The sequence below is a fragment of the Stenotrophomonas sp. GZD-301 genome, assembly GCF_049310345.1.
Classification (GTDB): domain Bacteria; phylum Pseudomonadota; class Gammaproteobacteria; order Xanthomonadales; family Xanthomonadaceae; genus Stenotrophomonas.
Genome location: NZ_JBMOWY010000058.1, coordinates 1 through 15,168, shown reverse-complemented (window position 1 = coordinate 15,168; position 15,168 = coordinate 1). Strand labels below are relative to the sequence as shown.

The 15,168-nt window shown below is 69.0% G+C and carries 15 protein-coding genes; 4 read left to right on the top strand and 11 right to left on the bottom strand.

Going from position 1 to position 15,168, the window contains the following annotated elements; genetic code table 11:
* Positions 1-42 precede the first annotated feature (42 nt).
* Entirely contained in the window at positions 43-930 is an 888-nt protein-coding gene (locus ACO6VK_RS15920) for a hypothetical protein (RefSeq protein WP_422508795.1), read from the top strand.
* A gap of 78 nt (positions 931-1,008) precedes the next feature.
* Here ACO6VK_RS15920 and ACO6VK_RS15915 read toward each other — a convergent pair whose 3' ends face one another.
* The 4 genes from ACO6VK_RS15915 to ACO6VK_RS15900 all read right to left on the bottom strand — a co-directional run bounded on the left by ACO6VK_RS15915 (position 1,009) and on the right by ACO6VK_RS15900 (position 4,859).
* On the bottom strand, positions 1,009-1,647 hold the full coding sequence (locus ACO6VK_RS15915; RefSeq protein ID WP_422508793.1) for a superoxide dismutase family protein: 639 nt from the start codon (positions 1,645-1,647) through the stop codon (positions 1,009-1,011).
* 53 nt (positions 1,648-1,700) lie between these two features.
* Positions 1,701-2,267, bottom strand: a complete 567-nt coding sequence (locus ACO6VK_RS15910) for a superoxide dismutase family protein (RefSeq protein WP_422508791.1) — start codon at positions 2,265-2,267, stop codon at positions 1,701-1,703.
* Between the two features lie 92 nt (positions 2,268-2,359).
* Positions 2,360-3,808 (bottom strand): nitrogen regulation protein NR(I), encoded by a 1,449-nt coding sequence (gene ntrC / locus ACO6VK_RS15905; protein WP_422508789.1) that lies wholly within the window; start codon positions 3,806-3,808, stop codon positions 2,360-2,362.
* On the bottom strand, positions 3,801-4,859 hold the full coding sequence (locus ACO6VK_RS15900; RefSeq protein ID WP_422508787.1) for a two-component system sensor histidine kinase NtrB: 1,059 nt from the start codon (positions 4,857-4,859) through the stop codon (positions 3,801-3,803). The genes ntrC and ACO6VK_RS15900 overlap by 8 nt, the downstream gene beginning before the upstream one ends.
* Before the next feature lie 210 nt (positions 4,860-5,069).
* Here ACO6VK_RS15900 and ACO6VK_RS15895 point away from each other — a divergent pair, with 210 nt between their 5' ends.
* Positions 5,070-6,512, top strand: coding sequence for a serine hydrolase (locus ACO6VK_RS15895; RefSeq protein ID WP_422508785.1), 1,443 nt, complete (start codon positions 5,070-5,072; stop codon positions 6,510-6,512).
* 19 nt (positions 6,513-6,531) lie between these two features.
* Here ACO6VK_RS15895 and ACO6VK_RS15890 read toward each other — a convergent pair whose 3' ends face one another.
* The 7 genes from ACO6VK_RS15890 to glnA all read right to left on the bottom strand — a co-directional run bounded on the left by ACO6VK_RS15890 (position 6,532) and on the right by glnA (position 13,169).
* Positions 6,532-6,882: a VOC family protein gene (locus ACO6VK_RS15890; RefSeq protein ID WP_422508783.1), complete on the bottom strand. Its 351-nt coding sequence runs from the start codon at positions 6,880-6,882 to the stop codon at positions 6,532-6,534.
* Positions 6,879-7,427: a hypothetical protein gene (locus ACO6VK_RS15885; protein WP_422508781.1), complete on the bottom strand. Its 549-nt coding sequence runs from the start codon at positions 7,425-7,427 to the stop codon at positions 6,879-6,881. Before ACO6VK_RS15885 ends, ACO6VK_RS15890 begins: the two co-directional genes overlap by 4 nt.
* Positions 7,428-7,492: 65 nt before the next feature.
* Entirely contained in the window at positions 7,493-8,653 is a 1,161-nt protein-coding gene (locus ACO6VK_RS15880; RefSeq protein ID WP_422508779.1) for a murein transglycosylase A, read from the bottom strand.
* A 59-nt stretch (positions 8,654-8,712) separates the two neighbouring features.
* Positions 8,713-9,453, bottom strand: coding sequence for an N-acetylmuramoyl-L-alanine amidase (locus tag ACO6VK_RS15875; RefSeq protein ID WP_422508778.1), 741 nt, complete (start codon positions 9,451-9,453; stop codon positions 8,713-8,715).
* A gap of 210 nt (positions 9,454-9,663) precedes the next feature.
* Positions 9,664-11,094, bottom strand: a complete 1,431-nt coding sequence (locus tag ACO6VK_RS15870; RefSeq protein WP_422508776.1) for an ammonium transporter — start codon at positions 11,092-11,094, stop codon at positions 9,664-9,666.
* A gap of 18 nt (positions 11,095-11,112) precedes the next feature.
* The gene (locus tag ACO6VK_RS15865) at positions 11,113-11,451 is read right to left on the bottom strand and encodes a P-II family nitrogen regulator (RefSeq protein WP_026070924.1); all 339 of its coding nucleotides are present in this window, start codon (positions 11,449-11,451) and stop codon (positions 11,113-11,115) included.
* A gap of 308 nt (positions 11,452-11,759) precedes the next feature.
* Positions 11,760-13,169, bottom strand: a complete 1,410-nt coding sequence (gene glnA / locus ACO6VK_RS15860) for a type I glutamate--ammonia ligase (protein ID WP_411849443.1) — start codon at positions 13,167-13,169, stop codon at positions 11,760-11,762.
* Between the two features lie 221 nt (positions 13,170-13,390).
* Here glnA and ACO6VK_RS15855 point away from each other — a divergent pair, with 221 nt between their 5' ends.
* Together ACO6VK_RS15855 and ACO6VK_RS15850 are read left to right on the top strand one after the other, a co-directional pair.
* Positions 13,391-14,185 (top strand): undecaprenyl-diphosphate phosphatase, encoded by a 795-nt coding sequence (locus ACO6VK_RS15855; RefSeq protein ID WP_422508774.1) that lies wholly within the window; start codon positions 13,391-13,393, stop codon positions 14,183-14,185.
* 65 nt (positions 14,186-14,250) lie between these two features.
* Entirely contained in the window at positions 14,251-15,096 is an 846-nt protein-coding gene (locus tag ACO6VK_RS15850; protein ID WP_017357052.1) for an META and DUF4377 domain-containing protein, read from the top strand.
* Positions 15,097-15,168 lie beyond the last annotated feature (72 nt).

The following is a 15,168-nucleotide window of genomic DNA, read 5'->3' as shown; positions in this document are numbered from 1 at the left end:
GCAAGTGTAGCTGCCGCCCTGTGATGGGCCAACCGTGAAACCATGAGCAAACCCGACCACGGCATGAATGCCCTTGGCGTACTGGCATTGGAACTGGCCGGCGGCGACGCGCCGCGCCATGCCGCGCTGTCATCCGAACAGGCCGGTGAACTGGCCGACCGCATCGGCCGCGACCTGGCCAAACTGGTGCCTGGCGTCAGTGCGCTGGACTTTGTCTTCGCCGGCGCCCATTTCGACCCGGCCGAAGTGCTCCGCCCGGGCTGGCCGATCCACCGCCGCCTGGAAGAACTGCAGATGCGTGCGCCGGGCCGCAGCCAGGGCCCGCGCCTGCTGGCCTTCGGGGCCGGCGCCGACGGCGACGTGCCGCTGCCGTTCCAGGCCGATGCCAGCCTCACCGGCGGTGGGCTGCGGGTGGTGCCGTTCCTGCTGACCGGCACCGACGTGGCGCAGACCGCCGCCGTGGCCGAGGCCCTGGAGGACGTGCTGCTGGCCCAGGGCATGGCCCAGCCGGACACCGCCCTGCTGGCGCAGAACGCGTTCGGCGCGCAGATCGAGCACGCCCGCTTCTTCACCGTGAACGACCTCGCGGCGATGATGTCGATGCAGTACGACAACCAGGGCCTGGCGGTGCTGTGGCCGTTGATCGAGACCGCGTTGATGGCGCCGCAGGCCGAGGAATGGGTGGATGCCGCCCCGGAACCGCTGCTTCGATACGCCGATGGCGAAGTGCGTATGGCGCTGTTCGATCCCGCCGGCTGGTGCGCGCACTACAACCACGGCAGTGGCGACTGTGATCGCCTGCAGGGGATCTACGACCAGTACCTGATCCGCCAGCGGCAGATGGCCGCGGTGCTGGAAGCCCACGGGCTGCCGGTGCTGTTCGTGCATTGCGAAGCCGGGCAGGACGCCCGCGGGTTGATGGCGGGCTGACCGCGCCCGGCATCCGGTGATGCCCAGCCAAAAAAAACGCCGGCATTTGCCGGCGGTTTTCGTTCTGCGTCGTGTCGGTTACGGCGCGGCCTTGATCACCGCGCAGGCCAGGCGGGCGCCGGCGTTGCCGGTCGGCTGGGTCTTGTAGTCGTCGGCGTCGGCATGAACGATCAGGCCACGGCCGATGATGTCGAAACCATCGCCCTTGCCGATGTTGACGTTGGTCGACACGTCGGCGTCGACCACGGCGTTGCCCTGCGCATCGGCCTTGATGTTGGGCATGTCGCCACCGTGGTGCGGGGTGGCGGCCACGCTGCCGTGATCTTCCTTGCCCGGGTTGAAGTGGCCGCCGGCGCTGGCGCCGTCCGGCGCGCTGCAGTCGCCCGTCTCATGGATATGGAAGCCGTGTTCGCTGTTGGGCTTGAGGCCGCTGACGTCGCCCTTCACGTGGACCTTGCCGTCGATGACGCTGAAGGTGACGTTGCCCTTGACGGCATTGCCCTGGGTCGGCGCCAGATCGGCGACGGCGCTGTGGTTGGCATGGGCATCGCTGCTCATCATCGCCGGCGGTGCGTCCGGGGTGGCTTCGGCGGTCGGCTGCGCGGCGGTGGCTTCGGCAGCCGGGGTGGCTTCGGGGGTGGTATCGGCCGGCTTGTTGCAGGCGCTCAGGCCGAGCGTGGCGATGGCGGCGAACAACGCGGTATGGATCAGACGCATGTGGATCTCCTTGCAGGTAGCGGTGGAAGTGCGGACGTCGGCCGGTCGTGCGCTCAGCGCGTGACGCGGATGACGCCGCAGGCGATTCGGGCGCCGGCGTTGCCGGCGGGCTGGCTGCGGTAATCGTCGGCATTGGCATGCACGACCAGTGCACGTCCGGCGATATCGGTGGCTGCGCCGCCGCCCAGCGTAACCGCTGGCAGCCGCACATCCACATTGACCCGGCCCTGCGCATCGGCACGCAGGTTGTCCATGTCGCCGGCATGATGCGCGCCAGCGCTGTTGCGGCCATGCGCCTGCCCGGTGGGATTGAAGTGCGGGCCGGCGCTGCTGGCATCCACCGCGCTGCAATCGCCGCGCTCGTGCACATGGAAGGCGGCGGTCTGCAGCGGCTGCAGGCCACCGATCACCCCGGTGATGTGCACGCCGCGCGCGTCGGGCACCAGCGCCAGGCGGCCACTGACCAGGCTGGCCGAGGCCGGCGCCAGATTGGCTTCGGCCAGCTGGGCGGTGCTGACCAGCGGTACCGGCGGGGCGCTCGGGCGCGGCGGCGGGGTGGTGCCGCACGCGGCCAGAACCAGCGTGGTGGACGCGAGCAGGACGAGACGGGAACTGCGCATGGGAAAACTCCTTGGTGCCAAGCTAGCCGTGGCGTCGTCCACGGGCCATGAAAGAGGGGACACGCGCCGCACACGCGACCGCGACGCGCGGTTCATGCGCCACGGCGGCGGCCGGCGCCGAGCTTGCGGGTGAGGGTATTGCGGCCCATGCCCAGCCGCGCGGCGGCTTCGGCACGGCGGCCGTGGGTGATCTGCAGGGCGGCCTCCAGCAACGCCTGGTCGACCCGCTCGCGCACCTGCGCATGCAGGCCTTCGGCGCCCTCGGCCAGGCGTTGCCGTGCCCAGGCCGACAGCAGCGTTTCCCATTGCCCGGGATCGCCGGAGGCGCGCGCGCGCGGACTGCCACCGCGATGCAGCGCGCTGTCGACATCGGCCACGCCGATGGTGTCCGACGCCGCCAGCGCCGCCATGCGCCAGCACACGTTCTCCAGCTCGCGCACGTTGCCGGGCCAGTCGTGTTCGCGCAGCGCCTGCACGGCAGCGGCGGTGAGGCGTTTGGGCGGGGTATCGAGCTTGCGCGTGGCGGCGGCGAGGAAGGTGTCGGCGAGCTGGGCGATGTCGTCGCGGCGTTCGCGCAGCGCCGGCAGGCGCAACCGCACCACGTCGAGACGATGCAGCAGATCGGCACGGAAGCGGCCCTGCGCGACCAGCGATTCGAGATCCTGGTGGGTGGCGGCGATCACGCGCACATCGACCCGGATCAGTTCGCGTCCGCCGACGCGGAAGAACTCGCCCTCGGCCAGCACGCGCAGCAGGCGGGTCTGCAGCGGCAACGGCATGTCGCCGATTTCATCCAGGAACAGCGTGCCGCCGTGGGCCTGTTCGAAGCGTCCCACGTGGCGGCGCTGGGCGCCGGTGAATGCGCCGGCCTCATGGCCGAACAGTTCGCTCTCCAGCAGTTCGGCGGGGATCGCGGCGGTGTTGAGCGCCACGAACGGGCCGGCCGCGCGCGGCGATTCATGGTGCAGCGCATGCGCCACCAGCTCCTTGCCGGTGCCGGTTTCGCCATTGATCAATACCGACAACGGCGCCTGCGCCAGCCGCCCGATCGCGCGGAACAGCGCGCGCATCGCCGGGGTGTCACCGACCAGCTGCGGGCGCTGGTCCGGTGCGGAGGGCGCGGCGGGTTCGCTGGGGGCGGCAAGCGCCGCATCCGGTGCCGGCAGCACGCGCTGCGCCAACGCCACCGCGTCATCCAGGTCGAACGGCTTGGACAGGAATTCCTGCGCGCCGCCGCGGAACGCGCCAGCGGTGCTGGCCACATCGGTGTAGGCCGACATCACGATCACCGGCAGCTGCGGGTGCGCGGCCTTGAGTTTGTCGAGCAGCACCAGGCCGTCATCGCCGGGCATGCGCACGTCGGTGAACAGCAGGTCCGGCACCGCCTGCGCCTCCAGCGCCGACAGCGCTGCGGCCGCCCCGTCGAAGCCGTCGACCTGGTAGCCGGCATCGCGCAGCGCGGTGCACAGCACGAAGCGCACCGCGCGGTCATCGTCGACCACCCAGACACGCTGGCCGGTGGACGGTACTGGATCAGCCATGCGTGGCCGCCTCCTCGTCAGGCGCGCTGCCGCCGATCGGCAGCAGCACGGTGAATACGGTGTGGCCCGGGCGCGAGCGGTAGGTCAGGCTGCCGCGGTGTTCGCGTGCGACCTGCTGGGCCAGCGCCAGGCCCAGGCCGGTGCCTTCGGCGCGGCCGCTGACCAGGGGCAGAAACAGATGCTCGGCCAGTTCCTCGGGAACGCCGCGGCCGTCGTCGGCGATCTCCAGCCGCAGCGCCAGCGGGTGCAGGTGGTCGGTGATGCGCACGCCATGTTCCACACGCGTACGCAGCGTCACCGTACCGGCGCCGGCCTGGATCGCGTTGCGCACCAGGTTCCACACCGCCTGGGTCAGGCGGTCGGCGTCGCCGTCGAATTCGGGAATGCTCGGGTCGTAGTCGCGCTGTACGCGCACCGCCCAGCCGCCCTCGCTCTCGGCCAGGCGCAGCACGCGCTCCAGCGAGGCGTGGATGTTCAACGGGGCGTGCGGCGCGGCCGGCGCGGGCGACAGCAGTTGTTCGAGCAGGCCGTTGAGGCGCTCGATCTCCGAACTGATCAGGTCGATCAGCTCGCGCTCGTCGGGGTCGCGCTGGGCATTGCGCCGGGCCAGCAGCTGGGCCGCGCCCTTGAGACCGGCCAGCGGATTGCGCAGCTCGTGCGCCAGGCCTTTGAGCGCGGCGCTGAGCGCGCTGGGCAGCGCCTGGGTCGGGTCCAGCCCGGGAAACTCGTCGACCGGATGCGCCTCCAGCAGCCACCCGCCCGCATCCCAGCGGCTGAGCCAGCCCTCGGCGAAACGGGGCGCGTCGCCGGGCAAGGCCAGCGCCAACCGGTGCAGGCGCAGGACATCGCGCTCGTCGCGGGCCAGGAAGTGGGCCAGCGCCTCGCCCTGCACTTCCAGCGAGGCCAGCGGCTGGCCGACCAGGCGGCGCCCGCTGACCCCCAGCCAGCGCGAAAACGCGGGATTGCAGCCGGCCACGCGGCCGTCGGCGTCGGCCCAGGCGACCGGCGTGCCGAGAGCGTCGAGGGCGGGGGGAACGAGTGCGGCGGTCATTGCACCAATGTAGTGCAAAACGGCGTCGTTGCGCCTGATCGTGGTCACGCCGTTGATGGCGTCGCAGGCGCGTCACGGTAGGCGTCATCGCGGCGCGGCAACACGTGCCATCGGTCACTTGACTACACCTGTAGTCACGTTCAAGGATGCGCTTCCTCCCTCCTTGCCAGGACCTGTATGCGCCCCTTCGCCCTACTGTGTGGTGTTGTCGTGCTTCTCTGCGGTTCCCCCGGCCTGGCCAACGCCGTGGCCACGACCGCCGAGCTGCAGCAGCTGGTGGACAGCTACGCGGACCGGCGCGGGTTCAACGGCACGGTGCTGGTCGCGCGGGAGGGCAAGGTGCTGCTGCGTGCCGCGTATGGAAAGGCCAATGTCGAATGGTCCGTGCCGAGCCGCACCGACGCGCGCTACCGCATCGGCTCACTGACCAAGCCGCTGGTGGCCACGCTGACGATGCAGCTGGTGCAGCAGGGAACGCTGCGGCTGGACGGGACCCTGGGCGACTACCTGCCGGATCTGTACGCGCACACGCCGGCCGCATCCGTCACCGTCGCCCAGCTGCTCAGCCATACCTCCGGCCTTGCCGACCTGCCTGGCCGCTACACCGATCCGTGGTGGCACACCGCCGCCCGCCGCAGCTACGCGCCGATGGACTTCGCGCGCGAATGGATCCCGCCGACCCGGCAGGACGATGCCGGGCAGTGGCGCTACAACAACAACGGCTACTTCCTTCTCGGCCTGCTGATCGAACACGTCACCGGGCAGTCGCTCGCGGACAACCTGCAGGCGCGCATCTTCGCGCCGGCCGGCATGACCGCCAGCGGACTGTTCACCGACGCCGCCGTGCTGGACGGACTGGCCGACGGGTATACCCGGACCCCGCAGGGAACGCTGGTGCATCCGCAGCGGATCGACCCGTCCGTGTCCTACGCGGCTGCAGGCATCTACAGCACGGCCGAGGATCTCTACCGGTTCGACCGGGCGCTGTACGGCGAGCAGCTGCTCAGCGCGGCGTCGCGGCAGCGCATGCTGCAGGTGCAGGCGGGGGCCTACGGTTTCGGCTGGAACGTGGAGCGCTGGACGCTCGCCGATGGCAGCGCGCTGCCGGTGGTCTCCCATACCGGCAGCATCCCGGGCTACCAGAGCTACTACCTGCGCTCGGAGCCGCACCAGGACAGCGTGATCATCCTCAGCAACTACTGGCAGGGCGCCCTGGTCGTGGCGATGGGCAAGGACCTGATGGAGGTGCTCAACGGCAAGCCGATGCAACCGGCAGCGCGCAGCCTGGATGATCTGTTGACCCCCATCGCCTACCGCGATGGGTTCGATGCGATGGTCCGTGCATATCAACAACTGGGCACCCGCCTCGCGGAGTACGACCACAGCGAAGGCGCATTCAACACGCTGGGCTACAGGTTCCTGCGGGCCGGCCGGAAGGAGGAGGCGGTACGCGTCCTCGAATGGGGCGTGGCGCGGTACCCGGGCTCGGCCAATGCGCACGACAGCCTCGGCGAAGCCTACCTCGCGTCCGGACGCGTGAACGACGCGCGCCGCAGTTACCAGACCGCATTGACGATCGAGCCGACCAGCGCGAGCGCGCTGGCCGCCCTGGCCGCCCTGGCCGAGCTCAATGAGCGCACGCCGTCGCGCTGAATACGCGGGCGTCGCGTGCTCACAGGTGCTGAAGGATGTTGACCAGCCGCCCCAGCGGATCGCGGACATGGAACCGCCGCACGCCCCAGGCTTCATTGGCCGGGCCGTACGCCAGCGGGATACCGGCCCGGTTCACCCGGCGCAGCGCTTCGTCCAGGTCGTCCACTTCGATGGAGAGATCGGGCACCGCGGTGCCCGAGCCTCCCTCTGACGCGATGCTGAGCTGTACCGTCATCTCGCCGTCGCCGGCGTAGGTGCGGATCCATCCGTGGTCCATCGCCACGTGCAGCCCGAGGATGTCGCGATAGAACGTATCGGCCAGCGCAGGGTCGGGCGCCGGCAGGTTGGCCACGATGCGGGTCACCTTCATGGCGTGCTCCGGGCCGGCATGCGGCGGGCCATGAGCACCTCCACCGATTCCACATCGGTCAGCTGCGCGCGCACCGCATCGGCCACTGCGGCAAACCGCCGCCGCTGGATCAGGTAGCTCGCCACGAACACCGGCAGCACCAGCAGCATCGGCGCCGCCCGCGGAATCATGGCGCTCGCCAGCGGAATTGCCAGTGTGATGAACAACGCGTTCCAGTTGTACAGGCCGACGACGCGGACCTCGTTGCGCCGGGTGTCCACCGCCACCAGGCCACGCATCACCGGGTAGTAGCGGCGCGCAAACGAAACAAAGAAGCTCTCGCGGAAGGCGATGCGGCCATCGGGCAACGCGCGGAAGACCAGCGGCAGCCACGTTCCGTTGGCGACATCACGTTCGAGGGCGTTGAGCGCAAGGCGGGAGCGCAGCGCTGCCGGCGCGGGAACGCGTGCGGTGAACGCGACGATCCCGCAGCCGAAATACCGGGGAACCCACGCAAGCTGAAGGACGACTTCGATCAGGAGCAGTGCGATCAGGGCAAGGGCCATCGATCATCCGGGACGGTGGGCGTTGTCTGGCCAGCATACCCCGCCGCGCCGCAGGGGCGCGGCGATCAGCCGCCGCCAGGCGCAGGAAGCGCCACGCCCTTGGGCCACAGCAGCCACAGGCGGCCGCTCTGCTTCATGTGCCCGGCCAGGGTGCCGGCCGCCTCACCGGTGCCCCAGAACAGGTCGGCGCGCACCTCGCCGGTGATGGCGCCGCCGGTATCCTGCGCGGCCACCGGCCGCACCAGCGCCGACCCGTCCGGACGCGTGGTGGACAGCCACACCAGGCTGCCCAGCGGCACCACGCTGCGGTCCACCGCGACGCTGTAGCCGGCGGTGAGGGGCACGTTCAACGAACCGCGCGGGCCGTCATCGCCCTCGGCGCCCTTGGCGAAGAACACGTAGCTGGGGTTGCTCGCCAGCAGCTCGGGCACCCGCGCCGGATGCGCCCGGGCCCAGCCGCGGATCGCGTCCATGCTGACCGCCTCTTTGCTCAACGCGCCCTGCTCTACCAGCCAGCGGCCGATCGGCCGGTAGGGATGGCCGTTCTGGTCGGCATAGGCCAGGCGCAGGTGGCGCCCATCGTCGAGCTGGACCCGGCCGGAGCCCTGGATCTGCAGGAACTGCAGGTCCATCGGATCAGTCAGCCAGGCCAGGATCGGCGCGTTGACGCCATGCGCGGCGATGCGCGCCGCGTCGTCGTAGGGTTTGAGCACGCGCCCCTCGACGCGGCCCCGCAGGCGCTTGCCCTTGAGCTCGGGATACACGCTGTCCAGCTGCACGCTGACCATGTCGGCGGGCACGCCGTACACCGGCACCGTGGCGCGCGCGGTGCGGGTCAGGCTGCCGGGATAGATCGGCTCGTAGTAGCCGGTGATCAGGCCCTCGGCGCGGTTGCTGGCGGCACGCAGGGCGTAGACATCGAGGGCGCCCTGCAGGAACGCACGGATGGCGGCCGGCGTGGCCGCCACGTTGCCCGCCGCAGCGCAGACGGGCGCCCAGGTGGCATCGCTCTTCAGCCGCGGGCAGGCACTGCGCCAGGCCGCGAAACCGGCCTGCAGGTCGGCGTCGGAAACGGCCGGCAACGCGTTCCAGTCCGCGTTGGCGTAGGTGCGGGCGGGTGCCGCGTCCGGGCGGGTGTTCTGGACGGCGCAGCCGCCCAGCAGAACCGAGGCCAGCAGGATCGTGGCGGTACACAGGCGTGCGGCGGTGCGGCGCTGGGCCTTCATGGGCGGTGTTCGTGTGGCGACTGCAGAGAGTGAAGTGTAGGGCCGACCGGGCGCCGGCTCTACCGCGCCTGCTGCAGCAGCGAATGCAGGATGCGGGCGTCCTCGGCATCCAGCGTGGGCGGCAGGTCGTCGCGGCCGCGGAAGCGGCGATGGAATGCCCCCGCCGCTGCGGCGCGATCGTCCAGCGGGTAACCGAAGGCCTGCAGCGCCAGCCACGGATCGAACCCGGCCGGCGCGGGGCCATCGGCGTCGCGCGGCCACACGCCGAAACCGGCCTCGGCCAGCTGCTGCCACGGGAAGAAGCGGCTCGGGTCCTGCTTGCGCGCGGGGGCCAGGTCGGCGTGCGCGATGATCTGGCTGCGCGGGATGTCCAGGCGCGTGCACAGATCGTCGAGCAGGCGGATCAGGGCCGCAATCTGGTCGGGCGCGAACGGGCTGCTGCCGTCGTTGTCGATCTCGATGCCGATCGAGGTCGAGTTGAGGTCGGTGAGCCCGCCCCAGCGTCCACCGCCGGCATGCCAGGCGCGGCGGTTGTCGGCGACGAGCTGGTAGATGTGGCCGTCGGCGCCCACCAGGTAGTGCGAACTGACCCTGCCGCCGCTGTTGGCAGTACGCAGGGTGTGCAGGCTCTGCTGCACATTGTCCTGGTCGGTGTGGTGCAGAACGATGATGACCGGGCCGCGTGCGTTGTGGTTCGGCGATGGCACCCAGGTGGCGAGCGGGCTGCGCAGGTCGGTGCTGGCGCAGGCGGCGAGCAGGAGGGCGGCGAGCAGCACGAGCGGAAGGCGGATTCGGTGCATGGGGGGATTGTGGCCGATCGGGACGTGGGGCGCGAATGCAGAAAAATGGCCGGTGTTCCTTTCGGGACACCGGCCAAGACAACGTCTCTCTCTCGTTTCTTGTTTCTTCCGGTGCCGGGCAGAGCCCGGCACTACGGGGTGGTTTGTTGTTGCCGGGCAGAGCCCGGCACTACGGGGTGGTTCGTTTGCCGGGCAGAGCCCGGCACTACGTCAGGCCTCGTATGCGGATTCGCCGTGCGAGGTGACGTCCAGGCCGGTGCGTTCTGCCTCCTCGGTCACGCGCAGGCCGAACACCAGGCGCACCACCAGCAGGATCGCCACGGTCACCACCGCGCACCAGACGATGGTGAAGCCGACGCTGACCACCTGCACCCAGACCTGGTGGCCGATGTCGAGGTCGGCCTTGGTGCCGCCCAGGGACTGCGCGCTGAACACGCCGGTGAGGATGGCGCCGACGATGCCGCCGATGCCGTGCACGCCGAACACGTCGGCGGTGTCGTCCACGCGCAGCAGGCGCTTGAGACCGGTGACGCCCCACACGCAGACCACGCCGGCGACCAGGCCGATCACGATCGCGCCGAGCGGGCCGACGGTGCCGCAGGCCGGGGTGATGCCGACCAGGCCGGCCACCGCGCCGGAGGCCGCGCCCAGTGCCGAGGGCTTGCCCTTGCTCACCGCTTCCACCAGCGTCCAGCCGAGCACTGCGGCGGCCGTGGCGAGGATGGTGTTGATGAAGGCGAGCGAGGCGACGGTATCGGCGGCGGCGGCCGAGCCGGCGTTGAAGCCGAACCAGCCCACCCACAGCAGCATCGCGCCGATGTAGGTGAACGGCACGTTGTGCGGCTTCAACGCGGTCTGGCCGTAGCCGATGCGCTTGCCGACGAAGTACGCGCCGACCAGGCCCGCCACGCCGGCATTGATGTGCACCACGGTGCCGCCGGCGAAGTCGATCGCGCCCATCTCACCCAGATAGCCGCCGCCCCACACGATGTGCGCCATCGGGATGTAGCTCAGGGTGAACCACAGCGCCGAGAACAGCAGCACCGCCTTGAACTTGATGCGTTCGGCGAAGGCACCGACGATCAGGGCGGTGGTGATGCCGGCAAACGTGGACTGGAAGGCGACGAACAGATAGTCCGGCAAGCCCTTGATCGGCGTGTTGCCCACCGAATCCGGTGCGAAGCCCTTGAGGAAGGCGAACTCGGTGAACGAGCCGAAGAAGGCATTGCCCTGGCTGAACACCGCGCTGTAGCCATAGGCCACCCACAGCATCAGCACCAGCGAGAACACCACCAGGATCTGGCTGAGGATCGACAGGACGTTCTTGGACCGCACCAGGCCGCCGTAGAACAGGGCCAGGCCGGGCACCACCATCAGCAGCACCAGCAGCGTGGAGGTGAGCATCCAGGCCACGTCGCCGTGATCGAAGGCCGGCGCGGCCGCAGCGGCCACCTCGGCGACCGGCGCAGCCTGCGCGGTCGTGAGCGGCTCAACGGCGACGGTTTCCGACGGCGCCGGGGTGACCTGTGCCTGTGCATGCGCGTTGCCGGAGAACGCACCAACCGCCAGCGCGCTGACCAGCATCATCAGGCACACGGCATGGAACCGGGCTTGCCACCCGGTGAACAGAGAAGTCTTCATTGTGGGCTCCGAAGGGGGTTAGAGCGCGTCGGCGCCGATTTCGCCGGTGCGGATGCGGACGACCTGCTCGACCGCGGTGACGAAGATCTTGCCGTCGCCGATCTTGCCGGTGCCGGCCGCGTTCTGGATCGCTTCGACCACCGCGTCCAGCCGGTCGTCGGTGACCACGGTTTCGATCTTGATCTTCGGCAGGAAATCCACGACGTACTCCGCGCCGCGATACAACTCGGTGTGGCCCTTCTGGCGACCGAAACCCTTGACCTCGGTCACGGTGATGCCCGACACGCCTGCATCGGAGAGGGCCTCGCGGACCTCGTCGAGCTTGAACGGCCGGATGATGGCGGAGATCAGTTTCATGCGCATATCCCGATGGTGGATGGAACCGGCCCGCGCGTGCAGGCCGATGTCAGGTCGACCGGCGGCCACTTGCACATGGCCGCCGGTCGTTGCGCCGAACGTTGCATGGGCCACGCCAGTGCCGACACCCACGAAGGGCGGCGCCAGCGGTGACGCGGGAGGGAGGAAGGGCCCATGCGCGTCCGGTCTCTCTTGCCCCTGGTGAAACGTGTTGCGTGCGGTGTGACTCCCCAGCCACGCCGCAGTTCTGCAAAGCGGCGACGACGACGAAGGTGGGAGGGAAGTCCTTCGTCATCGTCGCCAGGTGCTCAGTTGGCGTAGTACATCTGGTACTCGAGCGGATGGGTCGCCGCACGGAAGCGGGTCACTTCCTGCATCTTCAGCGCGATGTAGCCATCGATGAAGTCGTCGCTCATCACGCCGCCGGCCTTGAGGAACTCACGGTCCTTGTCCAGCGCTTCCAGGGCCTGGTCCAGCGAGGAGCAGACCTGCGGGATCAGCTTCTCTTCTTCCGGCGGCAGGTCGTACAGGTCCTTGTCGCTCGGTGCGCCCGGGTCGATCTGGTTCCGGATGCCGTCCAGGCCGGCCATCATCAGCACGGTGAAGGTCAGGTAGCCGGACTGGATCGGATCGGGGAAGCGCATTTCAATGCGGCGCGCCTTCGGGTTGGACACCCACGGAATGCGGCACGAGGCCGAACGGTTGCGGGCCGAATAGGCCAGCATCACCGGCGCTTCGAAGCCCGGGACCAGGCGCTTGTAGCTGTTGGTGCCGGAGTTGGCGAAGGCGTTGATCGCCTTGGCGTGCTTGAAGATGCCGCCGATGTACCACAGCGCCATCTGCGACAGGCCGCCGTAGCCGTCGCCGGAGAACAGGTTGACGCCGCCCTTGGACAGCGACTGGTGCACGTGCATGCCGCTGCCGTTGTCGCCGACGATCGGCTTGGGCATGAAGGTGGCGGTCTTGCCGTTGCGGTGGGCGACGTTCTTGATCACGTGCTTCATGCGCAGCAGCTCATCGGCCTTCTGCACCAGGGTGCTGAACTTGGTGCCGATTTCGCACTGGCCGGCGGTGGCCACTTCGTGGTGCTGCACTTCCACTTCGATGCCGACCTGTTCCAGCGTCTTGCACATTTCAGCGCGCAGGTCGTGCAGCGAGTCGGTCGGCGGAACCGGGAAGTAGCCGCCCTTCACTGCCGGACGGTAGCCGCTGTTGGCGCCGTCGTACTTGTCGCCGGTGCTCCAGGCCGCTTCTTCGGAATCGATCTTGAAGAAGGTGTGGCCCATGTCGTTGGCGAAGCGCACCGAGTCGAAGATGAAGAACTCCGGCTCCGGGCCGAAGAAGGCCTGCTCGGCAATGCCGGAGGACTTCAGGTAGGCCTCGGCGCGCTTGGCGATGCCGCGCGGGCAGCGGCCGTACGGCTGCATGGTGGCCGGGTCGAGAATGTCGCAGCTGATGACCAGGGTCGGGTCGGCGTAGAACGGGTCGACGTAGGCGCTGGCCGGATCCGGCAGCAGGACCATGTCCGACTCGTTGATGCCCTTCCAGCCGGCGATCGAGCTGCCGTCGAACATCTTGCCTTCTTCAAACAGGGCCGGCTCCACGATGCCGACCGGGAAGGTGACGTGCTGCTCGATACCGCGCATATCGACGAAACGCAGGTCGACGAACTCGATCTGGTTGTCCTTGATCAGCTTCTCAACATTTTCCACGGACATCGGTGAAACCTCGGATGGATGATTGCGTACGTGGATAGAGCAATCGGCGTGCCAACTTTTTTCTTGGCGTAAGTCGCTGATTTCGTTGAGCGTGCGCCCTGCTGGTGGCTGAACCGTGCGCACCATAACGGTGCAATGGCCGCACCACGCACACATTTGGTGCGCGGTTTGATGTTCTATGCTCTACCGCGATTTCACCCATTCCGAGCCCCAGCCCGCCGATGTCCGACCTGCTCTCCGCCCTCCTGTTGGGCATTCTCGAAGGCCTTACCGAATTCCTGCCGATCTCCAGCACCGGCCACCTGCTGATCGCCCAGCACTGGCTCGGGGCACGCTCGGACTTCTTCAACATCGTGATCCAGGCCGGTGCGATCCTGGCGATCACCCTGGTGTTCCGCCAGCGCCTGTGGTCGCTGGCCACTGGCCTGCACGAACGCGACAACCGCGATTACGTGCTCAAGCTCGGCACCGCATTTCTGGTCACCGCCGTGGTCGGCCTGCCGGTCCGCCTGGCCGGCTGGGAGCTGCCCGAGACGGTCACGCCGGTGGCCTGGGCGCTGATCATCGGCGGCATCTGGATGCTCCTGGTGGAAGCGCGTGCCGCGCGCCTGCCCGACCGCGCTACGGTCAGCTGGACAGTGGCCATCCTGGTGGGCCTGGCCCAGGTGGTGGCCGGCGTGTTCCCCGGCACCTCGCGGTCGGCCGCGGCGATCTTCATCGCCATGCTGTTCGGGCTCAGCCGCCGCGCGGCGGCCACCGAGTTCGTGTTCCTGGTCGGCATCCCCACCATGTTCGCCGCCAGCGCGTATGCGTTCCTGGAACTGGCCAAGGACGGCAAGCTGGCCACCGAGAACTGGACCGACGTGGGTGTGGCCTTCGTTGCCGCGGTCATCACCGGCTTCATCGTAGTGAAGTGGCTGCTTGGCTACATCAAGGGCCACCGTTTCACCGCGTTCGCGCTGTACCGGATCGTGCTGGGCGCTGCGCTGCTGCTGTGGTTGCCTGCTGGCAACTGAACACGCACGCCGCGCGACAACCCCGTTTTTCACGCCTCGGCGTTTTTCCCCTGGTTCCCAAGGAGATGTGCATGAACCGCAACCGCAACCTGATGCTGATCCTGCCGCTGGCCCTGCTGGCCGCCTGCAGCAACCCGTCCGCCACCGCCCCCGCCGGTACCGGCGGCGATGACCTGGCCCCGGCCCCGACCGCCGCCGCCGATCAGAAGGCCGTCGCGGCACTCGACGCGCAGCGCCTGCAGGGCAACCACTGGCGCCTGGACAGCGCCACCGATGCCAGCGGCAAGCGCGTGGATGCGCTGTTCGCACGCGAAGACAAGCCGGTCACGCTGGACTTCCAGGATGGCCGCATCGCGGTGAGCAACACCTGCAACCGCATGGGCGGCAGCTACACCCTGGCCGACGGCACGCTGACGGTGTCGCCGATGGCCTCGACCATGATGGCCTGCACCGACAAGGCGCTGATGGCACTCGACCAGGCCATCGGCAGCCGCCTGGAAGGCGCGCTGAAGACCGAACTGGCCGGCGAAGGCCAGCTGACCCTGCGCACCGCCAGCGGCGACGTGCTGGTGTTCACCCCCGAGCCGACCGCCGAAACCCGCTACGGCGGCCCGGGCGAAACGGTGTTCCTGGAAGTGGCTGCGCAGACCAAGCCGTGCTCGCACCCGCTGATTCCGAACATGCAGTGCCTGCAGACCCGCGAAGTGGCCTTCGACGACAAGGGCCTCAAGCAGGGCACGCCGGGTGAGTTCGAGAACTTCTACGGCACCATCGAGGGCTACACCCACGAAGATGGCGTGCGCAACGTGGTGCGCGTGAAGCGCTACAAGATCGCCAACCCGCCGGCCGACGGTTCCTCTGTCGCGTACGTGCTGGACATGGTGGTCGAGTCGGCCAACGAGAAGAAGTAAGGCAGTAGAGGCAGGTGGCTGCCCACGGACGGCACCCCCCCCCCCCGCCGTCCAGCCAAGGAAGGGGTGAGG

What these genes read in the sequence shown, in the direction of transcription:
- ACO6VK_RS15855 (WP_422508774.1), top strand. Translation starts at nt 13,391, where the DNA reads ATGTCCGACCTGCTCTCCGCCCTCCTGTTGGGCATTCTCGAAGGCCTT.
- ACO6VK_RS15900 (WP_422508787.1), bottom strand. Translation starts at nt 4,859, where the DNA reads ATGACCGCCGCACTCGTTCCCCCCGCCCTCGACGCTCTCGGCACGCCG.
- ACO6VK_RS15890 (WP_422508783.1), bottom strand. Translation starts at nt 6,882, where the DNA reads ATGAAGGTGACCCGCATCGTGGCCAACCTGCCGGCGCCCGACCCTGCG.
- ACO6VK_RS15920 (WP_422508795.1), top strand. Translation starts at nt 43, where the DNA reads ATGAGCAAACCCGACCACGGCATGAATGCCCTTGGCGTACTGGCATTG.
- ACO6VK_RS15915 (WP_422508793.1), bottom strand. Translation starts at nt 1,647, where the DNA reads ATGCGTCTGATCCATACCGCGTTGTTCGCCGCCATCGCCACGCTCGGC.
- ntrC (WP_422508789.1), bottom strand. Translation starts at nt 3,808, where the DNA reads ATGGCTGATCCAGTACCGTCCACCGGCCAGCGTGTCTGGGTGGTCGAC.
- ACO6VK_RS15875 (WP_422508778.1), bottom strand. Translation starts at nt 9,453, where the DNA reads ATGCACCGAATCCGCCTTCCGCTCGTGCTGCTCGCCGCCCTCCTGCTC.
- ACO6VK_RS15850 (WP_017357052.1), top strand. Translation starts at nt 14,251, where the DNA reads ATGTGCATGAACCGCAACCGCAACCTGATGCTGATCCTGCCGCTGGCC.
- ACO6VK_RS15865 (WP_026070924.1), bottom strand. Translation starts at nt 11,451, where the DNA reads ATGAAACTGATCTCCGCCATCATCCGGCCGTTCAAGCTCGACGAGGTC.
- glnA (WP_411849443.1), bottom strand. Translation starts at nt 13,169, where the DNA reads ATGTCCGTGGAAAATGTTGAGAAGCTGATCAAGGACAACCAGATCGAG.
- ACO6VK_RS15880 (WP_422508779.1), bottom strand. Translation starts at nt 8,653, where the DNA reads ATGAAGGCCCAGCGCCGCACCGCCGCACGCCTGTGTACCGCCACGATC.
- ACO6VK_RS15870 (WP_422508776.1), bottom strand. Translation starts at nt 11,094, where the DNA reads ATGAAGACTTCTCTGTTCACCGGGTGGCAAGCCCGGTTCCATGCCGTG.
- ACO6VK_RS15910 (WP_422508791.1), bottom strand. Translation starts at nt 2,267, where the DNA reads ATGCGCAGTTCCCGTCTCGTCCTGCTCGCGTCCACCACGCTGGTTCTG.
- ACO6VK_RS15885 (WP_422508781.1), bottom strand. Translation starts at nt 7,427, where the DNA reads ATGGCCCTTGCCCTGATCGCACTGCTCCTGATCGAAGTCGTCCTTCAG.